Source organism: Bradyrhizobium elkanii USDA 76, from assembly GCF_023278185.1.
GTDB classification, from domain to species: domain Bacteria; phylum Pseudomonadota; class Alphaproteobacteria; order Rhizobiales; family Xanthobacteraceae; genus Bradyrhizobium; species Bradyrhizobium elkanii.
In genome coordinates this window covers 2,046,471-2,065,265 of record NZ_CP066356.1, presented here as the reverse complement: position 1 = coordinate 2,065,265, position 18,795 = coordinate 2,046,471, and the positions used below count along the sequence as shown (strand labels likewise).

The window sequence follows — 18,795 nt, the reverse complement described above, 5'->3', positions numbered from 1 at the left end:
TCTCGCCATGCCGATCCGCAGCAACATCGTCGGCATCGACAGCCCCGAAGCGCTCGAGAGGGCGCTGCGCGCGGCCTATTACCTCGCCGACGACGGCATCGCGACGGCCTCCTATCTCTCGCTGGCGCTCGGCAAGCCGCTGCTGCTCGAGGGCGCGCCGGGTGTCGGCAAGACCGAGGCCGCGAAAGCGATCGCCGCCGTGCTCGGCCGCAAGCTGATCCGCTTGCAATGCTATGAGGGCATCGACGCCGCCGCTGCGCTCTACGAATGGAACTACCCGCGCCAGATGCTGGCGATCCGGCAGGCCGGCGAAGAGAGCATCGACATCTATGGCGATGCCTTCCTGATCGAACGGCCGATGCTGGCCGCGCTGCGCGCGCCCGACGCGACCGTGCTGCTGATCGACGAAATCGACCGCGCCGATCAGGAGTTCGAGGCCTTCCTGCTCGAATTCCTCTCCGACTTCCAGATCTCTATCCCCGAGCGCGGCACGGTGCGCGCTGCCGAACATCCCGTCGTGGTGCTGACCTCGAACCGGACGCGCGATCTGCACGAGGCGCTGCGGCGGCGCTGCGTCTATCACTGGATCGATTATCCGAATGCCGAGCGCGAGGCTCGGATCGTGATGATGCGGGCGTCCAGTGTCGCCGAGGCCACCGCCCGCGCGGTGGTCGCCGCGGTCGGTCGGCTGCGCCGCGAGCCGCTGAGCAAGGCGCCCGGGATCGCCGAGGCGGTCGACTGGGCGGAGGCCGCGACCTTGCTCAACAAGGGCGGCGCGCGCTGGCCGGACGCGTTCAAGCGTTCGATCGGCGTCGCGCTGAAGGATGAGGAGGACCTGCATTTCATCTCACCCCGGCTCGATGCGATCATCGCGGAGGCGGCCGCGTGAGCGACGACCTGCAGCTGCCGCGCGCCGCGCGGATATTTGTCTCGTTCGTCGCTCTGCTGCGCGCCAACGGCTTCGCGGTCGCGCCGGAGCAGACGACGAGCTTCCTCGCGGCGATCGAGTTGCTCGGGCCGCGCAGCCTCGAGCACGTCCGCCTGGCCGGGCTAGCGACGCTGGCGCCACCGCCGGAACGCCGTGCGACGTATGACCGGCTGTTCGACATCCATTTTCGCGGCGCCGAGGCGATCGAACAGGCCGAAGGCGAGGACGAGGAGACCGTCCGCCTGCAGGAGGAAGGCCGCGGCGAGGACGAGCCGCCGCTCGCCGACGAGGCCAATGAGTCCGGCCTCGCCGCGGCGCGCGCCGAGGCATTGGTCGAGCGCCGCTTTGCACAGGCGGCGACCAGCGATCCGCTGCGAAAACTGTCGCGCGAGGCGGCACGGCGGCTGCCGCGACGGCGCGGCCACCGGCGCCGTCGCGCACGGAGTGGCCCGTTCGCCGATCTGCGCCGCACGCTACGCGACAGCGTGCGCAATGACGGCGAGGTGCTGCGGCTCGGGCGGATGCGCCGCCGCCAGCGTCCGCGCAAGATCCTGTTCCTGATCGACGTCTCCGGCTCGATGAAGGCGCGCACCGAGGAGAACATGAAGCTCGCGCATGTGCTGGTGCAGGCGGCCGGCAATGTCGAGGTCTTCACCTTCGGCACAAGGCTGACCCGCGTCACGCCGGCGCTGCGGCTGAAGCGGCGCGAGCAGGCGCTGAACGCGGCCTCCTTCCTGGTCAGCGACTGGGATGGCGGCACAAGGATCGGCGACGCGTTGCAGGCGTTCCTCGCGGTGCCGCGGTTCGGCGGGTATGCCCGCGGCGCCGCGGTCGTGATCGTCTCCGATGGCCTCGAGCGCGGCGACCCGGCGGCACTGCGCGATGCGGTCGCCAAGCTGTCGCGGCGGGCCTGGCGCGTCAGCTGGCTGACGCCGCTCGCAACCTCGCCCGGCTTCACGCCGCAAACCGAGGCGCTGATCGCGATCCAGCGCTTCGTCGACGATCTCGTGGACGGCGGATCCAGCGCGGCTGTTGTCGCGCATCTGCTGTCGCTTGGAACAAGGAGAGCTGCGTGACTGGTATTGTCGACGGACATCATCACATCTGGCGGCAGGCCGATCTCGCCTGGCTGTCCGGCCCGATGCAGCCGCGCATCTTCGGCCCCTACGAGCCGATCCGGCGCGACTATCCGATCGAGGAATATCTCGACGACCTCAAGGGCACCGGCGTCACCCGCTCGGTCTATGTCCAGACCAACTGGCCGAACGGCCAGTTCGAGGACGAGGCGGCCTGGGTGCAGCAGACCGCGGACGCGCACGGCTGGCCGCACGCTCTCGTCGCCTATGCCGATTTCTCGGTCGCCGACGTCCGGCCGCACCTCGATCGGTTGAAGCGCTATCCGCTGGTGCGCGGCGTGCGCATGCAGCTGCACTGGCACGAAAACCCGTTGTACCGCTTCGCCGCCCGTGCCGATCTCTGCACCGATCCCGTGATCCGGCGCAATGTCGGCCATCTCGCCGACTACAGCTGGAGTTTTGACCTGCAGGTGTTCGCGCCGCAGATGGCCGATGCGGCCGGCCTTGCGGAGGCCTGCCCTGACGTGACGTTCATCCTGCAGCATGCCGGCATGCTGGAGGATCTGTCGCCGCGGGGCCGCGCCGCCTGGCGCACCGGGATGACGCGGCTCGCGCGATGTCCGAATGTGGTGTCGAAGCTGTCCGGGCTCGGCACCTTCATCCATCGCAACGATGCCGCGCATATCGCCGGCGTGATGACCGATACCGTCGCGATCTTCGGCGCCGACCGCTGCCTGTTCGGCTCGAACTTTCCGATCGAGAAGCTGTGGACCAGCTATCGCGATCTCGTCGCCGCTTTCAAGACGGCAGCCGAACGGCTCAGCCCCGAACAGCGCGAGGCGATCTTCAGCACGACGGCGGCGCGGGTCTATCGGCTGGAGCCATAGCCGCACCGCGGGCACGAACATAACAACGAACACGAATCGGGAGGGAGAATGATGCCGTTGGAGATCAAGATTCTGGACTATGGCGATATCGAGCTGGAATCGAGCTTCCTCGTGCTCGGGCACAATTGCGGCCGCACCCGCCGCGTGCTGACGCTCGGCTTCCTGATCCTCGGCGGCCCCTACCCCGTGCTGGTCGACACCGGATATCGCTCCAACCAGATCATGGAGACGCTCGGCATGCGCGGGCTCCAGTTCCACGAGAACATGATCGAGAACCAACTCGCCCGCCACGGCGTGCGGATGGGCGACGTCCGTTTCGTCTGCCACACCCATCTGCACATCGATCATGCCGGCAAGGACGACCTGTTCCCGATGAACACCACGGTCGTGCTGAACCGCAAGGAGCTGGAATACTCCGTCTCCGGCCTGATGCACCCGCAGTATCCGGCGCCGGACATCAAGCATCTGATCGACCGCCTGCACACCAAGAGCGCGCTGCGCTTTCTCGACCTCGAAATCACCGGCCCGGTCGAGCTGATGCCGGGCGTCTATTGCGACGCCGCCAACGCCCACACCGAAGGCTCGATGAACATCCACGTCCACACCGCCGACGGCATCGCCACGATCTGCGGCGACGTGATCTATGATTTCAACGACCAGATCGTGAATCCCTTTAACGAGATCCACGACGCCGAGCCGCGCACCACGGGCAACCACGGCACCAGCAAGCGCGCCGAGAAGGCCGCGATCAAGAAGCTGCTCTCGAGCTCACGCTATCTGCTTCCGGTGCATGATCGCCCGGCCAAGATCGAGGGCGGCATGGTGGTCGGCCGGCTGCACGACCAGGTACCCGGGCCTGTCGTGCAGAGCCTACCGCAGCGCAATTGGTTCCCGGCGTAGAGGATCGAGGCGATGACGCATGTCACGCTGCGCAGCGAGTTCGAAGGCCTGATCGATCCCTACGCGCCGGTCGGCCAGGTCGGGACCGGCTTTGATTTCACGGAGGGACCGATCTGGCATCCGCTCGATCACTTCCTGCTGTTCTCCGACATGCCCGGCGACGTACGGCGGCGCTGGGATGCGCGGCGCGGCGTCGTCGAGGTCAAGCGGCCGTCGAACAAATGCAACGGCATGACCTATGACGCGGACCTCAATCTGATCGTCTGCGAGCACGCAACGTCGTCGCTGATCCGCGAGCGGCCCGACGGGCGGCGCGAGGTGCTGGTCTCGCATTACGAGAACCAGGAGCTCAACAGTCCGAACGACGTCTGCGTGCATTCCTCCGGCGCGATCTATTTCTCCGATCCATGGTACGGCCGGATGCCGGTCTATGGCGTCGAACGGCCGCGCCAGCTCGGCTTCCAGGGCGTCTACCGCGTGCCGCCCGGCGGCGGCGCGCCGAAACTGCTGGTCGACCGCTATCTGTTCGAGCAACCGAACGGGCTGTGCTTCTCGCCGGACGAGCGCATCCTCTATGTCAACGACACCGTGCAGGCGCTAATCCGCGCCTTCGACGTCAGCGCCGACGGCTCGCTTGCCAATCCGCGCGTGTTCGCCTCCGGCATCCGCTCCGAGCTCGAGCCCGGCCTGCCCGACGGCATGAAGTGCGACCAGCGCGGCAATGTCTGGGTCACTGCGCCCGGCGGCGTCTGGGTCTATTCACCCGGCGGCGACCTGCTCGGCAAGGTCCGCCTGCCGGAGCTCGTCGCCAACCTCGCCTGGGGCGGCGCCGACTTCCGCACGCTCTATCTGACCGCCACCCATTCGGTCTATGCGATCCCGACCAAGGTCGGTCCGCGCCATGAGCCCTATATGAGCGGCAAGCGCGGCGGCGCGAGTGCCACATCGTCCACGCCTGCGCCGAACCTGACCGCCGGCGAGATGCAGCTCGATCCGCAACGCTGCGCGATGATCATCCAGGACATGCAGAACGACGTCATCATGGACGGCGGCGCGTTCGCCGAGTCCGGTGCGCCCGCGCACGCCCGCCAGCAGCATGTCGTCGACAATGTCCGCCGCGTGGCGGAGGCTGCGCGAGCGCGCGGCGTCGCCATCATCCATGTCTGGTTCGTCGTCGAGCCAGGCGCGCCCGGCGTCACCTTGAACGCGCCGCTGTTCGAGGGGCTAGTCGACAGCAAGGCGATGGTGCGCGGCAGTTGGGGCGCGGCACCGGTTTCGGGACTCGAGCCGCGCCTGGGCGACTTCGTGGTCGAGAAGATGCGGATGAGCGCCTGGGAAGGCACGCGGCTCGAGACCATCCTGAAGGCGACCGGCCGCGACATGATCATCAACACCGGGGCCTGGACCAACATGTCGGTGGAGCACACAGCGCGCACCGGCGCCGACAAGGGCTATTTCATGATCGTGCCGGAGGATTGCTGCTCGACCATGAATGCCGACTGGCACAACGCCGCGATCAACTTCGCGCTCCAGAACGTCTCCGTCGTGACCAACGCCGACACCGTGATCAAGGCGCTCGGCTAGGGAGGCGCGGTGTCGAAGCTGCTGCATCTTAACTGCTCACCGCGCGCCGATTCGGAATCGGCGGCCGGCGCGCGTGTCTTTCTCGATCGCTTCCGTCAGGCGCGGCCGGACTGGGAGATCGACGGGATGAACCTCTGGCGCGAGCCGCTGCCGGAATTCGAGGGTTATCTGCTCGAGGCCAAATACGCCCGGATCGGCGGCAAGAGCTTCACCAATTCGCAGCACGACGCCTTCGCAATCGCCGAGCGCCTCGCGCTGCGGCTGTCGCTGGCCGATCGTGTGCTGATCTCAACGCCGATGTGGAACTTCGGCATTCCCTACAAGCTCAAGCAGTGGCTCGACGTCATCATCCAGCCCGGGCTGGCCTTCCGCTTCGACCCGGCGCAGGGCTATCTGCCGCTGCTCAAGGACCGCCCGACGATCGTGATCCTCGCAAGCGGCAGCGACTTCGTCACCGGCATGAACCGCGGCCGCATCGACATGGCAACACCCTATCTGCGCGAAGCGCTGCGCTTCATCGGCATCAGCGACGTGCGCTTCGTGCCGATCGGCCCGACCACCGGGCCCACCGAGCCGATCCGCGCCGCCCGCGAGGCGGCGCATCGCCGGCTTGCGGAGATAGCAGCGAAGTTTTGAGCCGCTCTCACCACGCCGTCGTCCTGGCAAAAGCCAGGACCCACACCACCGAATTTGATTGTGAACGGGATCGTGGCCCCAGCGCGGCATAACAATTGTCATTCGGGGCAATAGGTCCTGGCTTTCGCCAGGACGACGGCGAGTGTGCGGCGCGGCGAGTGGGAGCCCGAGCCGCGTGCCTACGTTTCCGCCGCGGGAAACACCAGCCTGCACAACAATCCCGGCGCGTTGTCGCGCAACTCGATCCGCGCGCCGTGCAGGCTCGCGACGGCCGCAACCAGGCTGAGGCCGAGGCCGTTGCCGGGCGTGTAGCGGCTCTGCTCGAGCCGGTAGAAGCGCTTGAAGACGCGGTCGTGCTGGTCGGCGGGAATGCCCGGGCCGTCATCGGCGATCGAAATCACCGCGCCTCGCTCGTCGTTGTCGCAAGTCACCGTCACCCGTCCGCCCGGGCGGCCGTGCTTGATGGCGTTGTCGACGAGATTGGCGATGGCGTCGAACAGCAGGTCGCGGTCGCCGGTGACCAGCACCGCGTGATCGCCGGCAAGATCGAGGCGCGTGGTCACCTGTTCGGCGGCGGCGTCGTAGAGTTCGACCACCTCGCCCGCAATCTCGACGAGATTGACGGTGCGGAACGCACCCTTGCGGGCTCGCGTCTCGATCTCGGAAATCCGCGTGATCGACGCGAACATCCCGAGCACCGCGTCGAGATCGGCGATGGTGTCGCCGATCAGCGCGGCATCGCCCTCCCCGCTCCGCGGGGCGTGATAAGCTTTCTCGAGCCGGCCGCGCATCCGGGTCAGTGGCGTGCGCAGGTCGTGGGCGATATTTTCGCTGACCTGCTTGACGTCCCCCATCAGGGTCTGGATCCGGTCCAGCATCAGATTGAGATTCTCGGCGACGCGGTCCCATTCGTCATGGCTGCCGCGAAGCGGGATGCGCTGGTCGAGGCCGGAGAGCATGATGGCGCGACTGGTCGCGTTGATCGACTCGATCCGGCCGACCGTTCGCCGCGTGACGCCGATGCTGGCAGCAGCCGCAAGCCCGATGATCAGCACGACGACGGCAATGCCGGCGGCCCTGATCTGCGCCATGAAGCCGTCGAGATCGCTGATATCACGGCCGACCAGCAGCCGATCGCCGTTTGACAGCGTTTCCGTCGCGCCGCGCAGCAGGGAGGTTCCCGAGGAAAGCTGTGGCAGGGAGGCACGAAATTCAGCCCATCCCTTCTCGGCGGCGCCCGCCGGCCACTGCCTGAGATTTCCCGCCAGCACGGTCGATCCGGGACCGACCAACAAATACACATGATCGGCAAAGCCCTTGTCCGCGACGCGTTGCGCGATCAACGCGGTCAGGCCATCGCGCCCGGACCGCGAATAGGCGTCAGCCAGGCTCGCCTGCTCGGTCATGATCGCGCGGTCGGACCTGTCGCGCACATAGGACAACGTCGACCAGTAGACATAGGCGAAGATCGCGGAGACGATCAGGCCGAAGGCCCCGATGGCGATCAACGCCAGGCGGAACGTCGACGACTTGAAGGTCTTAGCCAGGAGCACGGAGGCAGTATCCGATGCCGCGGATCGTGTGGATCAGCGGGTAGGCTTGCTGGTCGTCGACCTTGCGGCGCAAACGCCCGACATAGACGTCGATGATGTTGGTCGAGGGATCGAAGTGCAGGTCCCACACATGCCGCAGCAACATGGCGCGCGACACCACGCGGCCTTCGTTGCGCGCGAGGTATTCGAGCAGCTGGAATTCCTTCGGCAGCAGCGGAATCTTGCGACCGCGGCGGCTCGCCGTGCGCGAAATCAGATCGATCGCGAGATCGCCGACCCGCAGGATGGTCTCCTTGGCAACGGTCTCGCTGCGGCGGCCGAGCGCCTCCAGCCGCGCCAGCAGTTCGACGAAGGAGAACGGCTTGACCAGATAGTCGTCGCCGCCGGCGCGCAAGCCCCGCACCCGGTCGTCGATTTCGCCGAGCGCACTGATGATCAGGAACGGCACTGCGATGCCGCCGTCGCGCATCTGACGCATCACCGTGATGCCGTCGATATCGGGCAGCATGCGATCGATGGTGATCACGGCATAGTCGCGCGCCGCACCCTGGCTCAGCGCCTCGCGGCCGTTGGCTGCCAGATCCACATCATAACCGCTGGTGGTGAGCTCCTCGACGAGCTGACCTGCGGTTTCCGGATCGTCCTCGACGACGAGAATGCGGCGGTGAGCACCGGTCATATTCCTGAACTCTCCGAGCTGTGTCGAACTCTCCGAGTTCTCAAACTCTCCGAGCGGCCGCCCCGCGACGATCGCCGCCAGACTATCCCATTCCGGGGCAGGATGGAACGTCTGGCGACGACCGCGACAACGGTGCGGTTGGTTGGGCGATCACCAATAGTCCCCGCACACATTGACCCATTGCAGACCGTAAGCCGTCCATACCCTGCGGTAGCAGCCGTAGTCATAGCCGGCATAGACATAGGGCGCGCCGATGAACGCGAAGCGATGGAAGCGGTGATGGCGGAAGAAGCCGCCATGCTTGAAGAAGCGCGAACCGCGGAATCCGGCGCCGGCAAACCGCGGGCCGATTGCCGGTGCACCGACGAAGCGTGGACCACCAAAGCGCCCGCCAGCGAAATGGCCGCCGCCGCCCATGGCGGCGAACGCCGCGCCGCCACCACGCATCCCGCCGCCGAAACCACCGCCATGCATGCCGCCTCCAAAGCCACCACCATGCATGCCGCCACCCATGGCACCCATGGCACCACCGTGGCCGCCACCGAAGCCACCGCCGCCATGTCCGCCACCACCACCGCCGCCTCTGGCGAGGGCAGCGGGTGCAAGCGCAACGCTGACAGCGAGCGTCGCTGCCGTGAGACACGTGAGAAGCCTGTTCTTCATGAAACCCTCCCTGATTGGGACCGCGGCAAACTCGTATCGCCGCACGCGAGCATGATCAGAAGACGCAAGCCGATGCGCGACTTCAACTGACAAATGCGCCAGTTTCTGACACCGGATTTAGAATTGGCGTGCCGGCATGCCGAGCGGCAAATGCCTGGATCGGCGGCCACGATTGCGTTGGCCGGGATCGACGGACATTTGGCTGGAATCGGCGGATAGCGCTCGTTGAATCGATCGGCCACGGTTCTTAATCCTGCAGCTATCGGAGAACAACGACGACGTCGAGGGATCGCAAACCCGCTTCACAATTTGTCGATCACCGGGCTCTCCCCTCCTCGCCGGCCGTCATCCAATCCGCGACGCAATCGCCCTTCACCTGGCCTCCCTACGGGCGCCAGGACGGCAAAGTGCTGACCTTCAGCAAGGAGCTTTCGATGAACGACGAGACCAAAAGACCTTTTCTGACCCACGCCTCCGGCACCCCCGTTGCCGACAATGTGAACATCCTGACGGCAGGGCCGCGCGGGCCCGCACTGCTGCAGGATGTCTGGCTGATCGAGAAGCTGGCGCACTTTCACCGCGAGGTGATTCCGGAGCGGCGGATGCACGCCAAGGGCGCCGGCGCGCACGGCACCTTCACCGTCACCCGCGACGTCACGCGTTACACCAAGGCCAGCATCTTCTCTGAGATCGGCAAGCAGACGCCGATGTTCGCGCGGTTCTCGACGGTCGCCGGCGAGCGCGGCGCGGCGGACGCCGAGCGCGACATCCGCGGCTTCGCGCTGAAATTCTACACCGATGAAGGCAATTGGGACGTGGTCGGCAACAACACCCCGGTGTTCTTCTTCCGCGACCCCTTGCGCTTCATCGACCTCAACCACGCCATCAAGCGGCATCCGCGCACGGGGGTGCGCGACCCCGACATGAACTGGGATTTCTGGACGCTGCTGCCGGAAGCGCTGCACCAGGTCACCATCGTCATGAGCGAGCGCGGCATCCCGAAAAGCTTCCGTCACCAGCACGGCTTCGGCAGCCACACCTACAGCATGATCAATGCCGAGAACGAGCGCGTCTGGGTGAAATTCCATTTCCGCACCCGGCAGGGCGTCCAGAACCTGACCGATGCCGAGGCCGAGGCGCTGGTCGGCAAGGACCGCGAGAGCCACCAGCGCGATTTGTTCAACAGCATCGAGCGCGGCGACTTCCCGCGCTGGACGCTGTTCATCCAGGTGATGACGGATGCACAGGCCAAGGCATTCCCGTTCAATCCGTTCGATCTGACCAAGGTGTGGCCGAAGGCGGATTATCCGCTGATCGAGGTCGGCTATTTCGAGCTGAATCGCAATCCGGAGAACTTCTTCGCCGAGGTCGAGCAGGCGGCGTTCACGCCGGCGAATGTCGTGCCCGGCATCGGCTATTCGCCGGACAAGATGCTGCAAGCCCGCCTGTTCTCCTATGGCGACGCCCAGCGCTACCGGCTCGGCGTCAACCACCACCAGATCCCGGTCAACGCGCCGAAATGCCCGTTCCACAGCTATCATCGCGACGGCGCGATGCGCACCGACGGCAATCTGGGCGCCACGCTGACCTACTGGCCGAACAGCCATGGCGAGTGGACCGACCAGCCGCACCTGAACGAGCCGCCACTCGAATTGTCAGGCGCAGCCGCGCATTGGGATCATCGCCTGGATGACGACCACTGGCAGCAGCCGGGCGACCTGTTCCGCAAGATGAATGCCACCCAAAAGCAGGCCCTGTTCGACAACACCGCCCGTCAAGTCGGCCAGGCGTCGAAGCACATCCAGGAACGGCATGTTGCGAATTGCAGCAAGGCCGACCCGGCCTACGGCAAGGGCGTCGCGGATGCGCTGGCGAGGTTCGCCGCCGGAATGCTGTAGCCAGGACGGCCCCCTTCGGCCCCGTCATCCTGAGGTGCCCGCGGAGCGGGCCTCGAAGGATGAATCGGCCAGAGATGGGGCCGTGCATCCTTCGAGGCTCGCAAGAGCTCGCACCTCAAGAGCCTGCTTTAAAAAGAAAGTTGAGTGATTTCAGCCCGTTGTGATTCCTTCGTGTTTGCGAAGACTCGAGGGAGCACAACATGTGTTGGACCGAAATCACCCGACAACAATATCGACGCGACGGACTTCGTTATGCAAGCGACATGACGGATGCGGAGTGGGAACTGATCGAGCCGTTGATGCCTGCGCAATGCCGGCGCGGCCGTCCGCGCGAGATCAGCCTGCGCGTGATCATGAATGCAATTCTCTACATTGGAGCCAGCGGCTGCCAATGGCGCGCGCTGCCAAAGGACTTCCCACCATGCTCGACGGTTCAGTACTATTTTTACAAATGGCGCGGTTCTGGATTGTGGCGCAGGGTCAATGATGCCCTGGTCCGACGCATGCGCGAACGGCAAGGACGCAACCCCACTCCAACGGCTGGGATCATCGACAGCCAGAGCGTGAAGACCGCGGAAAATGGCGGTCCAAGCGGGTTTGACATGGCCAAGCGGGTCAAGGGACGCAAGCGTCATATCGTCACCGACACCGAGGGCTCCTTGCTGGCTGTGCAGGTGCATCCCGCCAACCTTCAAGACAATCACGGTGCAGTCCCGCTGTTGCGGCTCATCGGCCGCCTGTTCCCCAACCTGCGCCACATCTTCGCCGATCGCGTCTACCGTGGCCCTAAGCTGCTCGATGCCATCGCTGATTTGGGCCAATGGACGATTGAAATCGTCACCCGCTCGCAGAGCGTTGGAACGTTCAAGGCCGAGCCTCGACGTTGGGTCGTCGAGCGTACCTTTGCCTGGTTCGGCCGCAATCGACGACTTGCCAAAGACTTCGAGGCAACCATCGCCAGCGCGGAGGCTTGGGTTCTCATTGCAAGCATCCGCCTGCTCTCCCGCCGATTGGCCAGAGCATGAGATCTCAATGACTTGTTTTGAGTCAGACTCTCAGGATGACGGGGACAGCTTAGGCAACTCAGCCAGAAGCGTCAGGTGGCCGATTTCGAACAGGGCGGCGAACTCGGCTTGCCGCCCTCCTCCGCGGCTCAGGTCGGCTTGCCGCGTCCGCTCTTCTCGGCCGCGCGGCGCAGTGCGTCGGCGAGCGCGCTGCCGCCGGACTGCTCCTGCGGACGGCGCGGAGCTGACGACGTCATCTTGCCGCGCGAGAAATCGCGCGACGGCGCCGCATTGTCCTTCTTCGGCCCGATCTCGTCGTCAAGCCGCAGCGTCAGCGCGATGCGCTTGCGCGCGACCTCGACGTCCAGCACCTTGACCTTGACGATATCGCCCGGTTTCACCACCTCGCGCGGGTCCTTGATGAAATTCCGCGACATCGCCGAGATGTGCACCAGCCCATCCTGGTGCACGCCGATATCGACAAAGGCACCGAAGGCGGCGACGTTGGTCACGGTGCCCTCGAGGATCATGCCCTTCTTGAGGTCCTTGACCTCTTCGACGCCTTCCTTGAACACCGCCGCCTTGAACGCCGGACGCGGGTCGCGGCCGGGCTTTTCCAGCTCGCGCAGAATGTCGGTGACGGTCGGCAATCCGAACGTATCGTCGACGAAGGATTGCGGCTTGAGACCCCGCACCACGTCGGCATTGCCGATCAGCGCCTTGATGTCGCTCTTGGTCGCCTCGAGGATGCGGCGCACCACCGGATAGGCTTCCGGATGCACGCCGGACGAATCGAGCGGGTCCTCGCCATTGCTGATGCGCAGGAAGCCGGCGCACTGCTCGAACGCCTTCGGCCCGAGCCGCGGCACCTCCTTCAACGCCTTGCGCGACTTGAACGGGCCGTTGGCATCGCGGTGCTGCACGATGCTCTGCGCCAGTCCCTGGCCGATGCCCGACACTCGCGCGAGCAGCGGCACCGATGCGGTATTGGCATCGACGCCGACCGCGTTCACGCAGTCTTCCACCACGGCATCGAGCGAGCGGGCGAGCTTGGACTCGCCGAGATCGTGCTGGTACTGGCCGACGCCGATCGCCTTCGGATCGATCTTGACCAGCTCAGCCAGGGGATCCTGCAGGCGCCGGGCGATCGAGACCGCGCCGCGAATGGTGACGTCGAGGTCGGGCAGTTCGTTCGAGGCGAAGGCCGAGGCCGAGTAGACCGATGCGCCGGCTTCAGAGACCACGATCTTGGTCATCTTGCGCTCGGGCAGCCGCTTCACGAGCTCGGCGGCGAGCTTGTCGGTCTCGCGCGAGGCGGTGCCGTTGCCGATCGCGATCAGCTCGACGCCATGCTCGATCGCGAGCTTGCCGAGAACGGCGAGCGCCTCATCCCAGCGCCGCTGCGGCTCGTGCGGGAAGATCGCCGTGTGCGCCACCACCTTGCCGGTCGCATCGATCACCGCGACCTTGACGCCGGTGCGATAGCCGGGATCGAGCCCCATGGTGGCGCGCGCGCCGGCCGGCGCCGCGAGCAAGAGGTCGCGCAGATTCGAGGCGAACACGCGCACCGCCTCGGTCTCGGCCGCGGTCCACAGCCGCAGCCGCAAATCGATATTGAGATGGATCTGGATCTTGGTGCGCCAGGCCCAGCGCACCGTCTCGGTCAGCCACTTGTCGCCCTTGCGGCCCTGGTTGGAGATCGCAAAGCGGTTCATGATCTTGAGCTCGTAGAGACCGGGCTGGCCTACGACCGGCTCCTGCGCCTCCGGCTTGATCGCGAGGTCCAGGATCTCTTCCTTCTCGCCGCGGAACAGCGCCAGGATGCGATGCGACGGCAGCTTCGGCAGCGGCTCGGAGAAATCGAAATAGTCCTTGAACTTCTCGCCTTCGGTCTTCTTGCCGGTGCGGACGGTCGAGGCCATGATGCCGTTCGACCACATCTCCTCGCGCAGCGCGCCGATCAGGTCGGCATCCTCGGCGAAGCGCTCGACCAGGATCGCGCGCGCGCCGTCAAGCGCCGCGGCGACGTCGGCGACCTGCTTCTCGGCATTGACGAAGGGCGTCGCGGCCTCGTTCGGATCGTTTTCGGGCTGCGTCAGAAGCTGATCGGCGAGCGGCTCGAGGCCGGCCTCCTTTGCGATCTCGGCCTTGGTGCGACGCTTCGGCTTGTACGGCAGATAGATGTCCTCGAGCCGGCCCTTGCTGTCGGCGGCCATGATCTGGGCCTCGAGCGCGGCGTCGAGCTTGCCCTGCTCGCGGATCGAATTGAGCACCGCGGTGCGGCGCTCCTCGAGCTCGCGCAAATACGTCAGCCGTTCTTCCAGCGTGCGCAGCTGGGCGTCATCAAGCGCGCCGGTGAGCTCCTTGCGGTATCGCGCGATGAACGGCACCGTGGCGCCGCCATCGAGCAGCGTCACCGCCGCCTCGACCTGTTCGTCGCGAACCCCCAGCTCCTGCGCAATCTGATGATGAATCTTTGCCACGCTCATCTCTCTAAAATTCCATTGCGCCGCCGGATCACCGATGGCGCGGACGCCGCTTATGAACCATCCCGGATTGATTCATCAAGGCGCGCTGTGGATCAAATTGGGCGCGACTCGCAATCTATTTCCGGGATGTTGGCCGTCCGCAGCTTGACAAATAGATGCGCGCCGCATTGCCGCCGAAAATCGCAGCCCTCGCGTCACTTGACAAATCAGCCAGCAAGGTCTCCGCCGCCGCGAACCAGTGCCCATAGCCGCCGGCGAGATTGACGACGGGCCAGTCGCTGCCCCACAGCATCCGCTGCGGCCCGAAACATGCCAGTGCATGATCCACGGCCTCGCTGAGATCGGCAACCTGCCAGTTCGGCGCCGCCTCGGTCGCAAGGCCCGAGAGTTTGCAGACGACGTTGGATCGTGTGGCGAGGCTTGCGATGTCGTCCTTCCAGGTCGCGATGTCGCCGGTCGCAAGGTGCGGCTTGCCGAAATGGTCGAGCACGAATTGCAGGTCCGGATGGCGATCGACCACCTGAATGAGCCGCTGCAGATGGCGCGGCAGCACCAGCGCGTCGAAGACGAGGTCATGCCGCGCCATGGCCTCGAGCGGCGCCGCCAGTTCGGGGCGCAGCAGCCAGTCGTCATCGGCGATGTCCTGCACCATCGGCCGCAGACCGACCAGGAGTTCGCGCCCGGCGATCGCATCGATCCGCGCCGCGGCGTCGGCGGCATCGAAGTCGATCCAGCCGACCACGCCGCGCACCTGCTCGGCGCCTTTTGCGATATCAAGCAGAAATGCGGTCTCCGCTTCGGTCGGTGCGGCCTGCACCAGGATGGTGCCTTCGATCCCGGCCGCGGCGAGATGCGGCGCCAGATCGGCCAGGCCGAAGTCGCGGTAGATCGGCCCGCGTTCGGGCGTCAGCCAACCGTAATCGGCGCGCGCCAGGGTCCAGACATGGTGATGGGCGTCGATCCGAATCATGCCGGCACCGGCGCGTGCTGGTCGAGCAGCCCCTCTGCCTTCAGGTCGCGCCACAGCGCGGCAGGCACGGGCGACGACAACGCGGCGACGTTGCGCTCGACCTCCTGCGGCGTCTGCGCGCCGAGCACGAGGCTTGCCACCGCCGGATGGCCGAGCGCGAAGTGCAGCGCGGCGGTCGGCAGCGCCACGTTGTGGGCGCGGCAGACGCGATCGATCGCCGCCACCTTCCGCATCACGTCGGGCGGCGCGTCCTTGTAATTGTACTTGGCGCCGGCAATCGCACCGGTCGCCAGGATGCCGGAGTTGAAGACGCCACCGAGCATCATGCCGATGCCCTGGGCTTGCGCCAGCGGCAGGAATTCGGCGAGCGCGGGTTGCTCGAGCAGCGAGTAGCGGCCGGCAAGCAGCATGGTGTCGAACGTTCCGGCCTTGGTGAAGCGCACGCACATCTCGGCCTCGTTGACGCCGATCCCGATGCCCCTGACCACGCGCTCGGAACGCAACTTGTCGAGCGCGACATAGGCGCCCTCCATCGCCTCGCGAAACCGCGCCTCGATCGCGTCAGCTCCGTGGGTCCAGACGTCGACGTCGTGGATCAGAAGCAGGTCGATGCGATCGGTGCCGAGCCGCAGCAGCGACTGCTCCACCGAGCGCATGGTGCCGTCATAGGAATAGTCGAACACCGCGCGATGCGGCGCGCCGCCGGCGAAATTGGAGCCGTCGCCGCGGCCATGGAACGGGTCCATCCAGCGCCCGACCTTGGTGCAGACGACGACGTCGTCGCGCGCCACGCGGCGCAGCGCGGTGCCGCTGCGGTGTTCGGCGAGGCCATGGCCGTAGAGCGGCGAAGAATCCAGCAGGTTGACGCCCAGCGCAAACGCCCGCTCCACTGCTGCGATCGCAGCAGTGTCGTCGAGCCGTGCGAACAGGTCGCCGAGCGGCGCGGTGCCGAAGCCGACAATGGAGACATCGAGCCCGGTGCAGCCGAGCCTGCGGCGTGGCAGTGCCGGGGAGCCTCGATCGGAGGGTTGTTGTTGGGTCATTGTCGCCTCCCGCCTACGTTTCTTGTTAGCCCCTGATCAGACTAGCGTCGTTGACCGGGATCGTGAAGAGACCTTGGGCGGCCGATGCCGCAGTGAGGTCTCTCATCGCGCGCGCACCACATCGCTAAAATGCAATGCCCAGCTTCACGTTGCCTGGCGGCGGGAAATAGGCTATGGGAGCGCTCCGTAACTTCAACGCAGGAGGCGACGATGTTCAGGTCTGTGCGCTTCCCGGGTTCGCCGCGCGATACTTGACGCGCGTCCCGGGATCGGATCCCGGGTGAAATCGCAACACCCACACGCAATCGAATCTGCCGCGCGCCTTCGGCTCCGCGCTTGCGGAACTTTTGTCATGACCTCGACGCTTCTGGTGGTCTCTCGTCGGGAGGCCACACGCTCCGTGCTGCTCGAACGTCAGCTGCGGAGGTATCATCCGCACGTTCAGGGGAAGGTCCGCGCGCTGGCCATGCGGCACACGCGTCTTGCGGACCTTGCCGCGAGCTTTCCTGCGCTGCTGTTCGCGCTGGCGGTCCCGCGAGCCGGGATCGCTTCAGCGCGCGCACGCGCATGCGTCATCGACGGCCGCTCGCTCTCGGACGCCGCGGCCGCGGCGGGCATTCCGCTGTGGCTGCGAAGGTTGCCGCCGGAAGCGTTCACCGCTCCGATCACGGGACTGCCCGATGACGAGCTGTTTCGCCGGCAGATCGCGAACCACCTGCCGCCGTCACCGAAGCTCGCGCCGATCTGGCTGAAATCCGTCGCGGCGGTTGCCGAGCTCGCACATGGACCGGCGGCGGTCTGGATCGCGCGCGAGCTGGTCCGGGCGCCGCCGCGCACCGATCCCGCGCGATTGCGGCTCGTCGGCCTGTGGGCGTGGTTCTCCACGCAGCCGGCGACGCTGGGACATGCGCTGATCGACCGGAGGTGGACGCCGAGCATGCGGATCGGCTCGGCGCTCGCGGCCGCCGATGCGTGGAGCACGATGATCGCGCTGCATGTCAGCCTCGGCTCGGAGAAGATCGCGGATATGTGGCTGCAGCCGGGCCGCGCTGACGGTTACGACTTCATCCCGCTGAACTCGACCACGGATATCTCGGAGGAGGCGGAAGCGATGCAGAATTGCCTGCGCACCTACGGTCCCAACCTCGCCCACAATCGCTCGCGGCTGTGGAGCGTCAGGCGGAGCGGGCAACGGGTCGCCACTCTGAGAGTTGCGGCGCGTTTTGAGGGTCCTTTGCCTGGTATCGCCGAGCTCACCGGTATCCGGAACGCCGAGATGCCGCGCGAGGTCTGGTGGGCAGCGCGCCAATGGCTGCATAGCCACGACCTGTTGCGGATGGAGATCGAGCAACGCAGGTGGGGCACCGCGCCTCTCGACCGGCCGACCTGGCGCGCGATCTGGCGGCCGTACTGGCTCGCCAGGCGGCAGATTCCGGAATGGCTGCCGCTCGCTCCGTCGCGCAAGGCGCTCAATGCGCTGTAATGCGCATCCGCCACCACTGCATCGTTGCTAATCGTCGGCGACAATCTGCTGGGCAAGGTTGTCGACCACCACGGGACTCTCGAAATAGGTCACGATCGGATCGGCGCCATATTTCTCCCGGGCGCGGGCGCGCCACGCATCGGTGTACAGCGCTTCCGCCTCCACCCTCGAGCTCCAGAAATAGATGCCGCCGGCCGTCAGCCCGTCCTCGGACAGCACATAGGTTTTTCGGAACAGCCCCTCAATGCCGCGATAGATCGGCGCGGTGCTCAGGAAGATGCTGCGGGCTTCCTCGCGCGTGATCGGCTTCGGCAGCTTGAACGTCGTGACGGCGGTAATCATCCGGATCTCCTCGGGTTCATTCTTGACATGATTGTCAATATTGACGATTGTGTCAAGAATGATCCGATGGAGTAGATCGAATGGTGGGCGTGCGTCAGTTCGACGAGGACGAGATGATCGCAACCGCGCTCGACGTGTTCTGGCGCAAGGGCCTGCACGATGCGACCATGCAGGACCTCGCGGCCGCGACCGGCGTCCAGCGCGGCAGCCTCTACAACGCCTATGGCGACAAGGAAGCGATCTTCCTGCGCGCCTTCGATCAGTATGCCGCGCAATTCCTGGACGCGGCCGGCAGCGCGCTCGCGCATGGCGACACCTCGGCGAGGCTGAGGAGCTTCTTTGAGATGATCATCGTCAACATGACGGACGGCACGCCGCAGCGGGGCTGCCTGACGACGCGCACCGCGCTGGACGCCGCCATTTCGAGCGCGGATGTGCGTCAGCGCGTGCAGGACGTGCTCACCCGCCTCGAGCAGCTGGTCGGCAAGGCCATCAGCGCGGCCCCGAACAGGCGCAGCCCGGCCGATGCAAATCGGCTGGCGCGCGTCATCGTGACGTTCACGCGCGGGCTCGCCGTGATGGAACGCGCCGGATACAGCCGCAAGCAGTTGAGGGAATCGGCCACCACATTCATCGATGCCGTGATTGGCGACGCCTGAG

At 66.0% G+C, this 18,795-nt stretch carries 17 protein-coding genes and 1 pseudogene; 10 read left to right on the top strand and 8 right to left on the bottom strand.

What is annotated here, in order from left to right; genetic code table 11:
* Window positions 1–7 precede the first annotated feature (7 nt).
* Genes JEY66_RS09995 through JEY66_RS09970 form a run of 6 tightly spaced genes read left to right on the top strand, consistent with a single transcriptional unit; the run spans window position 8 to window position 6,011 of the window.
* On the top strand, window positions 8–889 hold the full coding sequence (locus JEY66_RS09995; RefSeq protein ID WP_016842571.1) for an AAA family ATPase: 882 nt from the start codon (window positions 8–10) through the stop codon (window positions 887–889).
* Complete coding sequence (locus tag JEY66_RS09990; RefSeq protein ID WP_018273436.1) at window positions 886–2,004, top strand: vWA domain-containing protein; 1,119 nt, start codon at window positions 886–888, stop codon at window positions 2,002–2,004. Before JEY66_RS09995 ends, JEY66_RS09990 begins: the two co-directional genes overlap by 4 nt.
* The gene (locus JEY66_RS09985) at window positions 2,001–2,891 is read left to right on the top strand and encodes an amidohydrolase family protein (protein ID WP_016842572.1); all 891 of its coding nucleotides are present in this window, start codon (window positions 2,001–2,003) and stop codon (window positions 2,889–2,891) included. Before JEY66_RS09990 ends, JEY66_RS09985 begins: the two co-directional genes overlap by 4 nt.
* A gap of 51 nt (window positions 2,892–2,942) precedes the next feature.
* A complete protein-coding gene (locus tag JEY66_RS09980) occupies window positions 2,943–3,791 on the top strand; it encodes an MBL fold metallo-hydrolase (protein ID WP_026193286.1) in 849 nt (282 codons plus the stop codon).
* A 12-nt stretch (window positions 3,792–3,803) separates the two neighbouring features.
* On the top strand, window positions 3,804–5,375 hold the full coding sequence (locus JEY66_RS09975) for an isochorismatase family protein (RefSeq protein ID WP_018273437.1): 1,572 nt from the start codon (window positions 3,804–3,806) through the stop codon (window positions 5,373–5,375).
* 9 nt (window positions 5,376–5,384) lie between these two features.
* Window positions 5,385–6,011, top strand: a complete 627-nt coding sequence (locus tag JEY66_RS09970; protein WP_016842576.1) for an FMN-dependent NADH-azoreductase — start codon at window positions 5,385–5,387, stop codon at window positions 6,009–6,011.
* 179 nt (window positions 6,012–6,190) lie between these two features.
* Here the strand turns inward: JEY66_RS09970 and JEY66_RS09965 are convergent.
* From JEY66_RS09965 to JEY66_RS09950, 4 genes and pseudogenes are all read right to left on the bottom strand, one after another.
* Window positions 6,191–7,126, bottom strand: a pseudogene (locus JEY66_RS09965) (sensor histidine kinase); the annotation flags it as partial.
* Between the two features lie 424 nt (window positions 7,127–7,550).
* Window positions 7,551–8,243, bottom strand: coding sequence for a response regulator transcription factor (locus JEY66_RS09960; protein WP_016842578.1), 693 nt, complete (start codon window positions 8,241–8,243; stop codon window positions 7,551–7,553).
* 150 nt (window positions 8,244–8,393) lie between these two features.
* Window positions 8,394–8,906, bottom strand: coding sequence for a hypothetical protein (locus JEY66_RS09955; protein WP_026193288.1), 513 nt, complete (start codon window positions 8,904–8,906; stop codon window positions 8,394–8,396).
* Window positions 8,903–9,148 (bottom strand): hypothetical protein, encoded by a 246-nt coding sequence (locus tag JEY66_RS09950; RefSeq protein WP_157183482.1) that lies wholly within the window; start codon window positions 9,146–9,148, stop codon window positions 8,903–8,905. The genes JEY66_RS09955 and JEY66_RS09950 overlap by 4 nt, the downstream gene beginning before the upstream one ends.
* 192 nt (window positions 9,149–9,340) lie before the next feature.
* Between JEY66_RS09950 and JEY66_RS09945 the strand changes: the two genes are divergently transcribed.
* Entirely contained in the window at window positions 9,341–10,804 is a 1,464-nt protein-coding gene (locus JEY66_RS09945) for a catalase (protein WP_026193289.1), read from the top strand.
* Window positions 10,805–11,004: 200 nt separating this feature from the next.
* The gene (locus JEY66_RS09940; protein WP_026191947.1) at window positions 11,005–11,829 is read left to right on the top strand and encodes an IS5 family transposase; all 825 of its coding nucleotides are present in this window, start codon (window positions 11,005–11,007) and stop codon (window positions 11,827–11,829) included.
* Window positions 11,830–11,957: 128 nt separating this feature from the next.
* Here JEY66_RS09940 and JEY66_RS09935 read toward each other — a convergent pair whose 3' ends face one another.
* From JEY66_RS09935 to JEY66_RS09925, 3 genes are all read right to left on the bottom strand, one after another.
* A complete protein-coding gene (locus JEY66_RS09935) occupies window positions 11,958–14,297 on the bottom strand; it encodes a Tex family protein (protein ID WP_018273438.1) in 2,340 nt (779 codons plus the stop codon).
* A gap of 115 nt (window positions 14,298–14,412) precedes the next feature.
* Entirely contained in the window at window positions 14,413–15,267 is an 855-nt protein-coding gene (locus JEY66_RS09930) for an amidohydrolase family protein (protein ID WP_016845180.1), read from the bottom strand.
* The gene (locus tag JEY66_RS09925) at window positions 15,264–16,310 is read right to left on the bottom strand and encodes an aldo/keto reductase (protein WP_016845181.1); all 1,047 of its coding nucleotides are present in this window, start codon (window positions 16,308–16,310) and stop codon (window positions 15,264–15,266) included. Before JEY66_RS09925 ends, JEY66_RS09930 begins: the two co-directional genes overlap by 4 nt.
* 352 nt (window positions 16,311–16,662) lie before the next feature.
* Between JEY66_RS09925 and JEY66_RS09920 the strand changes: the two genes are divergently transcribed.
* Window positions 16,663–17,793 (top strand): hypothetical protein, encoded by a 1,131-nt coding sequence (locus tag JEY66_RS09920; RefSeq protein ID WP_018273439.1) that lies wholly within the window; start codon window positions 16,663–16,665, stop codon window positions 17,791–17,793.
* Between the two features lie 27 nt (window positions 17,794–17,820).
* On the opposite strand, the gene JEY66_RS09915 is transcribed toward JEY66_RS09920, so the two are convergent.
* The gene (locus JEY66_RS09915) at window positions 17,821–18,135 is read right to left on the bottom strand and encodes a hypothetical protein (RefSeq protein ID WP_016845184.1); all 315 of its coding nucleotides are present in this window, start codon (window positions 18,133–18,135) and stop codon (window positions 17,821–17,823) included.
* Window positions 18,136–18,215: 80 nt separating this feature from the next.
* Between JEY66_RS09915 and JEY66_RS09910 the strand changes: the two genes are divergently transcribed.
* Window positions 18,216–18,794, top strand: coding sequence for a TetR/AcrR family transcriptional regulator (locus JEY66_RS09910; RefSeq protein WP_018273440.1), 579 nt, complete (start codon window positions 18,216–18,218; stop codon window positions 18,792–18,794).
* Window position 18,795: the final 1 nt, after the last annotated feature.